Genomic DNA, 10,815 nt, shown 5'->3' on the forward strand with positions numbered 1-10,815 from the left:
ATCGCCTTGGGAGGTACTTTAAAGTTTAATAAATAAACTTTGTAGTGGAAACCTCCTCATACCATTGAGGAGGTTAAGTTATTACTACAAAACGGTGGCTAATATTAGTTGACCACTACAAGCATCATATCTTTAACACGAGCGGCTTTATCTTTATCAGCAATATTTGCCCATAATGGACTCCAGCCTTCAGGGCCTCTACCTCGCTTGGTGAGTAATTCACCTGCACAGGGTTTTGTTGAATCTTGCCCGGTATTTAATATTTTTCGATCATAATAAAAACCAGTTTCGTCATCGAAAAAATACTGGTTAATTTTCAACGCTAATAGTTTTGCTGCTTTCCTATAATGCTTTGCCAGCTATGGCTGATTCATTACCTCAGCCATATTCGCAAGTAGTGTTTTTTCGTGTGCTAGATAAGTATTTAGCTCAACAGATTCTTGAGCAATTATCATCGGGCCAGTAAAAGCCCCGTAACTGCTTTTATTATCAGGCAACAAGAAACCATGCCAAGCACCTAAATCGAAAAAGGGATTAAATTTCTGATTTTGGTATTTGTCGTAATCTTTATGTTGCTCTGGTATCCCGGTGCGATCAATGGCATTTCTGGCAATGGGATGGTTAGCTGTTATCTCAGTATTCGAAGGAGGTTTTGCAAATATTGCTAATGAAAAAATACTGAAAGGCAAAAACTTGCTCTCAATAAAATTGAAGTTTCTATCATGAAAAATTACTTACCTGATTGTTATCAAACCATTTATTCCTAATGAAGAAGGAGTTTTCTGTTTCTTCCAAATAATGAAAAATGAAAATATATTATACGATATTTAATATAGTACTATTTGTATGATAAATGTTGCAATTATTATTATTACTATTATAGTGTGAGTAAGCTGATTAAGAAGACAGCCAAAAGTAAAGTAAGGGTATAGCGGTAAATGGTAGCTATGAAATGTTTGCAGTATTTTGATTCTATGTGTATGACGAACCTATAAAAAATAAGTTTATGTTACAGCATACGCTATATAAATTAATTGTAATCGTTCGCCATATTCTATTGCCACTCGTAGATCCCCCTAACTCCCTTTTTAACTAATAGAACTGAAAATTTATATTATGAGTAAAGTACATCTTTGGCTTAGAGCAGAAACAAAACCACATGAACAACGCACAGCACTTTCTCCACAAGGTGCAAAAGTATTAATTGATGCTGGATTTAAAGTGACGGTTGAATGTTCATCACAAAATATTTTCAATGATGATTTATACCATCAAGTTAATGCTGACTTAGTTGCTCAAGGTAGTTGGGTTAATGCGCCTAAAGACGCGATTATCTTGGGGCTAAAAGAGCTACCTGAAGATGATTTCCCTCTGGTTCATCAACATATTTATTTTGCTCACGTATATAAAGAACAAGCTGGCTGGCAAGCTTTGTTATCACGCTTTAAGCAAGGTGGTGGTGAGCTGTTTGACCTAGAATATCTCGTGGATGCACAACAAAGAAGAATCGCTGCTTTTGGCTATTGGGCTGGTTTTGCTGGCGCGGCCCTATCGGTTTTAGCGTGGGCGAACCAACAACAAAATATTACTCCGCCATTAGCTGATATTTCATCCTATCAAGACAAGCAGCAGCTACTGGTAGCACTTGAACAAGCACTTGAGCAAACAAACAATATTGTAATTAAACCTAAGTTATTAGTCATTGGCGCTAAAGGGCGCAGTGGCAAAGGTGCGGTAGACTTAGCAAAAGCGCTTTCACTCGAAGTACTTGAATGGGACTTAGCAGAAACTAAAAAAGGTGGACCTTTTGAGGAAATTATCCACGCTGACATTTTTATTAATTGTGTATTAATTAATAAAGACTTACCTCCTTTTATCACCAAAGAGTTACTCAGCAAAGACGAAAGAAAACTATCCGTTATCGTCGATGTGAGTTGTGATCCGTACGGTAGCTACAATCCGTTACCTATTTATCAGCAATGCACTACCTTTAAAGTCCCTTGTTTACGTATTGAACAAACTAAAGTGCTCGACATTATTGCCATAGATCATCTACCTTCACTTTTACCTAAGGAAAGTAGTGAAGATTATGGACAACAACTATTAACCCATTTATTAACGCTTGATGATAAATCTCAAGGCGTTTGGCCTACTGCACTCGCTCTATTTAACAGCAAAACTAAAGATCTTTAAAAGGATGAACATGACAAATACCATACATTGGCTAGGAGCAGGATTATCGTCTGCACCTGGTATTATTGAACTAGCGAAGAAATCTACACCCCTTATTGTTTGGAATCGCAGTTTAGTAAAAGCAGAACAAGCACTGAAAAATGATGAGGTGCAGATTGATGTACGTGAATTAGACTGGGATGTATTAACTGAAATAGTTAAACCCGGTGATGTACTGGTTTCTATGTTACCAGCAACCTTGCATTTAACTGTTGCACAGTTTTGTTTGAAGCATAAAGCTCACTTTGTTTCTAGCAGCTATATAGCACCAGAAATGGCTGAATTAAATTCACAGGCAAAGGACTTGGAGCTATGTTTTGTTAATGAGGTGGGGTTAGATCCAGGTATTGATCATTTACTCGCGCATTTACTGGTTGATAGTTACCAAAACAGTGAGCAATTTTCATCTAGCAATCAGCATTACTTCCGCTCTTACTGTGGTGGTTTCCCTAAAGTTGCCAATGATTTTAAATATAAATTTAGCTGGTCACCATTAGGTGTACTCAAAGCATTGCGCTCAAAAGCACAATGGAAAGCAGATGGTATGGTTAAAACCTCAAATGCTCCATGGGAAGCACTAAGTGAATATCAAGCGAAGTTATCTGATCATAGTGAAACTTTTCAAGCTTATCCTAATAGAGACTCACTGCCATTTATCAAGCAGTATAATTTTCAAGATGATTGGGATGTGCAAGAGTTTGTTCGTGGCACGTTACGCCTCAATGGCTGGTCAACAGCATGGCAACCATTATTTGATGAAATAGCTACGTTAGAAGGCCGTAGTGGCGAACAGCGTTTACTGGAAATTAGTCGAGAGCTTGAGCAAAAATATCTTTATGACGACAATGAAGCCGATCGCGTAGTGATGTGCGTAGAGCTAGAAGTTCGTCAGGCTGGCAACGTTGTTTGGCATCAAAGTTATTATCTAGATAGCCAAGGAAATGCACAAGGACAAGCCATGGCTCGTTTAGTGTCGTTGCCAGTAAGTTTTGCTATTGAGTCGGTACTTAATAATCAAATACCTACAGGTGTGAGTGCTGCGCCAGAAGAGCCTGAACGTATTAACCAATGGTTATCAGCGCTGACGGCTAATGGAGATTCAATAGGTCATCATAATCATTTAGATAAATAAGTGAATTAACAAAAACGCCGATTAACTATTTAATCGGCGTTTTTGTTTAAGCAACTCAAAATAAATAAATAAAAATAAAAACAGGGATAAACATGATAGAAAATAAACAGAAACCGACATTACTCGATGCCTTATTTCCTATTGCTATATTAGTGTGTTTGCTTGTTTTAGCTGTTTACTTTTTTGGTGATGACTCTTCCTCAGGGCCTAACCAAATAGCCTTGATGTTATGCGCAGGTGTTGCTTGTCTTATTGGTTTAAAAAATGGCAATAAACGTCACGAAATTGAAGCAGGTATTACCAAAGGTATTAGCTTAACTTTAGGGGCTATTTTAATTTTGTTGGCTGTTGGTTCGCTCATCGGCACTTGGTTATTAGCGGGTACTGTACCCACTATGATTTACTTTGGTTTACAAATTTTAGCGCCAGAGTATTTTTATGTTAGTTGTTGTGTCCTTTGTGCATTAGTGGCGTTGTGTATCGGCAGTAGTTGGACGGTAGCTGCCACTATAGGTGTGGCGTTAATGGGCGTTTCTTCAGGTTTGGATGCATCGGGTCCTATGACCGCAGGGGCAATTATCAGCGGAGCCTATTTTGGTGACAAACTATCACCCTTGTCTGATACTACCAATCTTGCGCCAGCTATTGCTGGGACTGAGTTGTTCATTCATATTAAAAATATGTTGTGGAGTACTGTACCCAGTTTTGCCATTACCTTGATCATCTTTTTCTTTTTAGGATTAAATAGTGCCGCGCAATCATCAAATACACAAATTGATCAACTGCTATTGAGTTTAGAAAGTGAATTCTTTATTGCATGGTATTTACTGCTTCCTTTGGTTATCACGCTTTTTTTAGCGGTTAAAAAAATGCCAGCATTTCCTGCCATCGGCATTGGTGCTATTGCTGGCGCTGTATGGGCGGTGCTATTTCAGCAAGACCTAATTATTTCTTATGCCAACGATGGCTTAACAACCGTTGAAGCCAATATCATGGTGGTGTGGCAAGTGATGTACTCCGGCGTATCACTTGATACTGGCAATAAAGTCATTGATGATTTACTCAGCGGCGGCGGTATGGGCTCTATGCTTAATACTATTTGGCTAATCATATCAGCCATGACTTTTGGTTCAATCATGGAGAAAGTAGGGCTATTAAAGCGCGTGGTTGAAAGTTTAATCGGGGTAACAAACAGCGTAGGCTCATTAATTTCAACCACAATAATCACTGCTTTTGGCACTAACTGTGTTGCAGGGGATCAATATATTGCTATTGTTATGCCGGGTAGAATGTTTAAAGACGAATACAAGCGACGAGAACTAGCACCTGAAAACTTATCACGTGCGCTGGAAGATGGAGGCACGGTAACTTCACCACTTATCCCTTGGAATACTTGTGGTGCTTATATGCAGTCGGTGTTACTGATCAATCCATTGGAATATGCGGTATTTTGTTTCTTTAATTGGTTATCACCTATTATCGGTATTATTTGCGCGTTTACGGGGTTTAAAGTTAAAGCATTATTGGTAAAAAAGCAGAATGATGGCGCGGTGTTAAGTGATTCATTGGTAAATACCAATTAACTTGAACGTTGAAAAATGGCTTTTTGGGTAAAACACTAGCGTCTTAATCGTTAAAGGTTTAGCTCACTAGTGTTCTTTAATGTTTTATACGTTAGTTTTTACTAGCTTAGTTAAGCCCAATTCAAGCACTTTGATAAACTTATCAGTGTCAGCTTCATTAAAAGCTAACGGCGGCTTAATTTTGAGAATGTTATAAAATGGGCCTTCTGTACTGAGTAAAATGTGATGTTGCTTGAAGAACTCCACTAACCATGAGGTTTTTTCGGTGGCAGGTTGTTTTGTTGTGCGGTTTTCGACTAATTCAACGCCAATGAACAAACCTAAACCACGAACATCACCAATTAATTCAAAACGTTGTTTTAGTTCTTTTAGTTTATCTTGGAAATGTTTCCCAGTTGCTAAGGCATGAACTTGAAGCTGCTCTTGTTCAATAACATCAAGTACCGCCATACCTATAGCACAAGAAACTGGATTACCACCAAAAGTATTAAAGTATTCCATGCCATTAACAAAAGCATCAGCAATAGCTTGTGTGGTAATAACTGCAGCCATTGGGTGACCATTGCCAATAGGTTTTCCTAAGGTGACGATATCAGGAACGACGTCTTGAGTTTCAAATGCCCACATATGTGTACCAACACGGCCAAAGCCAACTTGTACTTCATCAGCAATACAAACACCACCGGCGTCACGAACTTGTTGATATACTGAAGACAAATAGCCGTCAGGCATAATTATTTGCCCAGCAACACCTTGCAGTGATTCACAGATAAATGCACTAGGCTTCTTACCTGCTTGAGCTAATTGAGCAAGGGTGTCTTTAACGCTGTTCGCATAACCTTGAGCAGATTCAGCACTATTACCTTGAAATTCACCACGGTAAGGATCAGGTAAGGTTACTTTATGCACATATGGCTTTGCACCTTCGCCGCCAGGTCCATCAAATTTATAAGGACTGGCTTCAATACAAGCATTGGTATTACCGTGATAAGCACCATCAACCACTAGTAATTCGGTGCCTTTGGTGTAGCTTCTAGCTAAACGGAAAGCGAGTTCGTTGGCTTCACTACCAGAATTTACCAGCATACATACCGATAATTCTTCTGGCATAGTAGCGAGCAATTTGTCAGCGTAATTAACAATATTGTCATGCAAATAACGAGTATTGGTATTTAGCTTAGCAAGTTGTGCTTGGCCTGCCGCAACCACTTTAGGATGACAATGACCCACATGACAAACATTGTTGACCATATCTAAATAAGGCGTCCCTTGTTCGGTGAACAAATAAGCACCTTGGCCACGCACCATTTTCAAGGGCTCTTGGTAACTTAAACTTAATGTTTTACCTAAATGTTTTTTACGATAACTAATAATATCTTCAGCTTTATTACCGCTATCAACTGGCAGTTGACACGCTTGACGTAATTGGCACAACACCGCATAAGGATTTAACGTTACGAGCTGTTCAAGTAACTGCCATGCGGGTTTTACTGAGACTAATAAATACTCATTATCGGGCTGTTGTTCAATAGCTAATGCAGAATTACAAACCGTGGTACATACACGCAAAGCGACTAATGAATAGAGTACTTCTAATTCGATATCAAGTAGTGGTCTAATCTTATGATAACCAGCTACGATGTTTTTGAAGGTACTAAGGATATCCTCTTGAGCCTTTTTTTCACCCATCAAAGCATAAGCACAGGTTATCGCTAACTCATTAATAATATGGCTATGCACCATATCGCCAAAGTCAATAATGCCCGATATTTTTTTGGGAGTTTCGATGTTGTCCACTAACAAGTTGTAGTCATTGGCATCGTTGTGAATAACGCCTTGTGGCAATTGGGATAAAACCGGCATGGTTTGCGTTTGATATAGCGTTAGAAATTTCTCGACAATACTGGCTTTTTCTTCTTTAAGTAAATGCTTTTTACTCATACAGACACGATAACCTTGCGCTAAATCCCAGTCTAAATAGCGAAAAGCACCGGGGTGATTAAAGTCTGTTAGGGCAATATCAATATTGGCAATAAATTGGCCTAAGTCAGACCAAAGGGCTTTGTTGTGAGTTAGAGGGTTGGCATCGGCATAAAACTGCCCTGGTATAAAAGTTAATACTCGTAAACAAAAGCTTGTTTGATGTGCATTTCTTATTGTTGTGATGCTTTCGCCTATGTGATTGTTTATTGCATGAGGAACCGCACATTCTTTTTGTGTTAAATGAGCCATTGCCGCATTTTGCATTGCTAGCTCAAGTTTTGGCTCAGCTGAATTAGCAATTTTTACAATGTATTGCTCATTACTCTTAGTTGTCAGTAATAAGTTTTGATCACAATATCCGGGTAAGTTTTTTAGCTGCCCTGATAATTGGTACTGCTGAGCTAATAATTTAATTATCTCATTGTCAGAAAATGTTGGCGTTTTAACGGTAGTCATTGTTGCCTCTTTAAAATTTAACCTGAGTGTTAGCACTCAGGTTTATTTATATAGCTTTATATCAGGTTATATAGGTGTGTTTTATATTATTTTACGTTAACTGTACGTGCCAGTTCCGGCACTTTTACGGTTGTTTAAACTGAACTTGATAAACTAAAAGGGACTAAAGTAAAACCGTACTGATAACTTTTAGCGGGTATTGTATATTGTTCATGTACTAAACGTCTCTAAGAAGTATCACCGCCAATATGAAGGAAAATATTTTATTATCTTCCCAAGGCTCACGTGTTTGGCTCTGGGTATCAGAACTAAATAACAACAACGAGGCCAATGCTATATTAACAACGAGTAATGACTTTATCATAAAGAAAACATCTTAAATTACATACAATAGTATTTATAATACAATTAAAAAGGGTAGAAGCAAGTGCTTTCTGATGAAAGTTACGTAATATTACTTTTTCTAAAACTAAATAGCCCAAGTCTCATAACATTTATGCAGCGGAGGGCGCTGAATAAATGTTTGATGGGGTAAAATAAACTAGAGTATTCAAGCGAACTCATTTATCATACAAATAACAATTATTGTATATAATTAAATTATTTAGCACTCAGTTGCCTAAAACTTAATGTAAAAAAGAGTATATCCATAACATGGAATCATCACATCGTAATTTAACCCAACAAGTTGTTCACGAATTGGGTAGAAAAATAATGCAAGGAAGTTATAAAGTCGGTGATAGTTTACCTTCTGAAGCGGATCTGTGTACCCAGTTCGATATAAGTAGAACGGCAACTCGAGAAGCGGTTAAGATGTTAACTGCTAAAGGTTTAATCAGCTCTAGACCGAGACAAGGTATTAAAGTTGTTGATTCAAAGCACTGGAACTTATTTGATGTTGATGTACTTAACTGGATCCTATTAGGTAAGCCAGATTTATATCTCTTAAGGCATTTTTTACAGCTTCGTTTGGGTATAGAGCCTGAAGCTGCATATTTAGCAGCGCAATATGCTCAAGAAGATGAATTAGCTGCTATTGAAAATGCTTTAGCAAGAATGAAGGATGCTACTAATGGTCAAGATGATACCCATGAAGCGGATATAGAGTTTCATCAAAGTGTGTTATCGGCTAGTAACAATCCATTTTTCATTCAATTAAAAAACTTTATTACCACAGCCCTTAAAGTCAATATACGTTTTACTAACAGAATGATCCCAGTAACGGTTGCTGAATATCAAGCCCATGTTGATATTTTTGAACTTATAAAAAATAAAAAACCTCAAGCTGCTTTTGATGCCGCGATGATCACACAAAGAGCAACTTTAGCTATTGTAAATGAACAAATCTCTGTGCTGGAAAATAAGGCACTCTAGTATCAGCTTGTTAAGTCAATTTAAAAGCCATTCAGCTTCTTAACTGGTGAGTGGTTTTTTGCATTTCTATGATGTAATAATTTTGCCAATACACTATTGTATTATAAATAGTATTATAATAATATCTGAAACTATTATTGTCGATTAGTGCTCATTAGCAATGTCTGTTTTTGAAATGAAAGATCATTTAATATTGCAGCCACGGGGGTTGTTATTCTTTTATTTTTATAGGGCTTGATCATAAACCATATTAATATCAATGGAGTAAAGGAATGCCTCTTGGAATTATTGGCAGTAACCTCTGGCATGCAACGTCAACAAAATTATTGAAAACAAACCGTTTAAATAAAGATAAGTCAGTCGATGTTGTTGTTATTGGGGGCGGATATACCGGCGTCTCATGTGCGTTGCGGCTTGCAGAAAAAGGCAGTAATGTTTTACTTTTAGAGGCTGGACATATTGGTGATGGCGGTTCAGGAAGAAACGTAGGCTTAGTTAATTCTGGGCTTTGGATGGAGCCAGATAAAGTCGAAAAGTTGCTTGGGCAAGTAGCAGGTATAAAGCTTAACCAAATGCTTGCTCGTGGCCCTGAATTTGTTTTTTCCAATATTGATAAGTACGATATTGATTGTGAATTAACCCAAACGGGTACCCTTCATTGTGCTCATTCAAATAGGGGGCTTGAAAATTTAAAAGAAAGACTACGGCAATACCGACTTAGAGGGCTGAATGTTGACCTGTTGTCTAAAGCTGAAACCGAAAACAAACTAGGTACGCCATTCTATAAAGGTGCTCTTCATTTAAGGGGGGCTGGCACTATTCAGCCGCTTTCTTATCTTCGAGGCTTAGCCTGTGCAGCAGTATCTGCCGGAGCATCTATTCATCAAATGACTCCTGTTACCGCAATTGCTCGCAAGAATGAAACTTGGGAAATAAAAACGTTTGAGCACGTCATTAAAGCTGATGCGGTTATATTGGCTACTAATGCTTACCATCAACATTTACATGTTAGTGCAGCCCCTATTTATACACCTGTACATTACTTTCAAACGGCAACTAAACCGCTTGATGAAGCATTATTAAAAAAAATCATCCCTGAGCAGCAAGGTTGCTGGGACACTGCAATGATAATGTCTTCTATTCGCCGAGACCAAGCGGGAAGGCTAATTCTAGGCGCTGTTGGCTCTCTTGATTTACCTTCAGGGAATATTCATTATAACTGGGCCCAACATAGACTGAAAAAACTATACCCTTATTTAGGTGATATTGAGTTTGAACATGCATGGCATGGTCGTATCGCCTATTCAAATGACCATTTACCCCACCTCGTAGAGTTTGGGCCTAATGCAATCAGTATTTTTGGCTACAGTGGTAGGGGGATTGCTCCAGGAACCGTTTTTGGTAGTGCCGTTGCGGAGTATATTCTTTCTGGTGATTTGTCATATTTACCCATAACACCGATGAGATCATATACGGAAAAATTTACAAAGTTAAAAGGCGCATTTTATGAGTTTGGTGCAACGGCATTTCATGGAGCCACTAGTTTTTTTTAGCATACAATTTTCATTTTTATATAATTAGGCTAAATGAAGGTATTGGTTACTGAAATTGCCGATTATAAAAGTATACGCCTAAATAAAATGATAGAAGATAACTGGTACTAGCAATCAGATAAGGTACTTAGCTTGATAACTAAAACAACTTTGGAAACAATATTAATGACTATGGCATGTCAGTTGAAATTATTAATTTTGGTGCCAGAATTAAATCGATTTAATTTCCGATAAACTCCAAACCAACCCAAATGATACTGGGCTATGAGTCTGCAAAAGAATATCTAAATGATGAATTTTATTTAGGGGCAACTGTGGCAGGGTATGTAATCGTATTTCGGGTGGTAAATTCCAACTCGACGATAAGCAATATCAATTGCCCTTAAACGACGGTGATAATTTTTTACATTGTGGATATGACAGTTTTTCTATTCGTTTATGGAAAATAGACAAAGCAAACCTTACTAACACTTCCGTCACATTATCCCTTGTTTCTCCCGAT

General features: G+C 37.9%; 8 protein-coding genes and 1 pseudogene. 6 read left to right on the forward strand and 3 right to left on the reverse strand.

Annotated features, from left to right (window positions below; translation table 11 throughout):
• Positions 1-104: 104 nt before the first annotated feature.
• Both HRT50_RS15340 and HRT50_RS15345 read right to left on the reverse strand, forming a co-directional pair.
• Positions 105-320 (reverse strand): hypothetical protein, encoded by a 216-nt coding sequence (locus HRT50_RS15340; protein ID WP_291616040.1) that lies wholly within the window; start codon positions 318-320, stop codon positions 105-107.
• A gap of 39 nt (positions 321-359) precedes the next feature.
• A complete protein-coding gene (locus tag HRT50_RS15345; RefSeq protein ID WP_291616041.1) occupies positions 360-689 on the reverse strand; it encodes a hypothetical protein in 330 nt (109 codons plus the stop codon).
• Between the two features lie 427 nt (positions 690-1,116).
• On the opposite strand from HRT50_RS15345, the gene HRT50_RS15350 reads away from it, so the two are divergent.
• The 3 genes from HRT50_RS15350 (at position 1,117) to nhaC (ending at position 4,947) form a co-directional block, all read left to right on the forward strand.
• Positions 1,117-2,193, forward strand: a complete 1,077-nt coding sequence (locus HRT50_RS15350; protein WP_291616043.1) for a saccharopine dehydrogenase — start codon at positions 1,117-1,119, stop codon at positions 2,191-2,193.
• Between the two features lie 10 nt (positions 2,194-2,203).
• Positions 2,204-3,364, forward strand: a complete 1,161-nt coding sequence (locus tag HRT50_RS15355; RefSeq protein WP_291616045.1) for a saccharopine dehydrogenase family protein — start codon at positions 2,204-2,206, stop codon at positions 3,362-3,364.
• Between the two features lie 92 nt (positions 3,365-3,456).
• On the forward strand, positions 3,457-4,947 hold the full coding sequence (nhaC, locus tag HRT50_RS15360; protein ID WP_291616047.1) for a Na+/H+ antiporter NhaC: 1,491 nt from the start codon (positions 3,457-3,459) through the stop codon (positions 4,945-4,947).
• Between the two features lie 84 nt (positions 4,948-5,031).
• Here nhaC and HRT50_RS15365 read toward each other — a convergent pair whose 3' ends face one another.
• Complete coding sequence (locus HRT50_RS15365; protein WP_291616049.1) at positions 5,032-7,386, reverse strand: aminotransferase class III-fold pyridoxal phosphate-dependent enzyme; 2,355 nt, start codon at positions 7,384-7,386, stop codon at positions 5,032-5,034.
• Between the two features lie 654 nt (positions 7,387-8,040).
• Here HRT50_RS15365 and HRT50_RS15370 point away from each other — a divergent pair.
• From HRT50_RS15370 to HRT50_RS18905, 3 genes and pseudogenes are all read left to right on the forward strand, one after another.
• Positions 8,041-8,760 (forward strand): FadR/GntR family transcriptional regulator, encoded by a 720-nt coding sequence (locus tag HRT50_RS15370; protein ID WP_291616051.1) that lies wholly within the window; start codon positions 8,041-8,043, stop codon positions 8,758-8,760.
• A gap of 272 nt (positions 8,761-9,032) precedes the next feature.
• Positions 9,033-10,313, forward strand: a complete 1,281-nt coding sequence (locus HRT50_RS15375) for an FAD-binding oxidoreductase (protein WP_291616053.1) — start codon at positions 9,033-9,035, stop codon at positions 10,311-10,313.
• Positions 10,314-10,647: 334 nt separating this feature from the next.
• Positions 10,648-10,815, forward strand: a pseudogene (locus tag HRT50_RS18905) (galactose mutarotase); the annotation flags it as partial.

This window comes from Colwellia sp. (assembly GCF_013215345.1).
Classification (GTDB): domain Bacteria; phylum Pseudomonadota; class Gammaproteobacteria; order Enterobacterales; family Alteromonadaceae; genus Colwellia.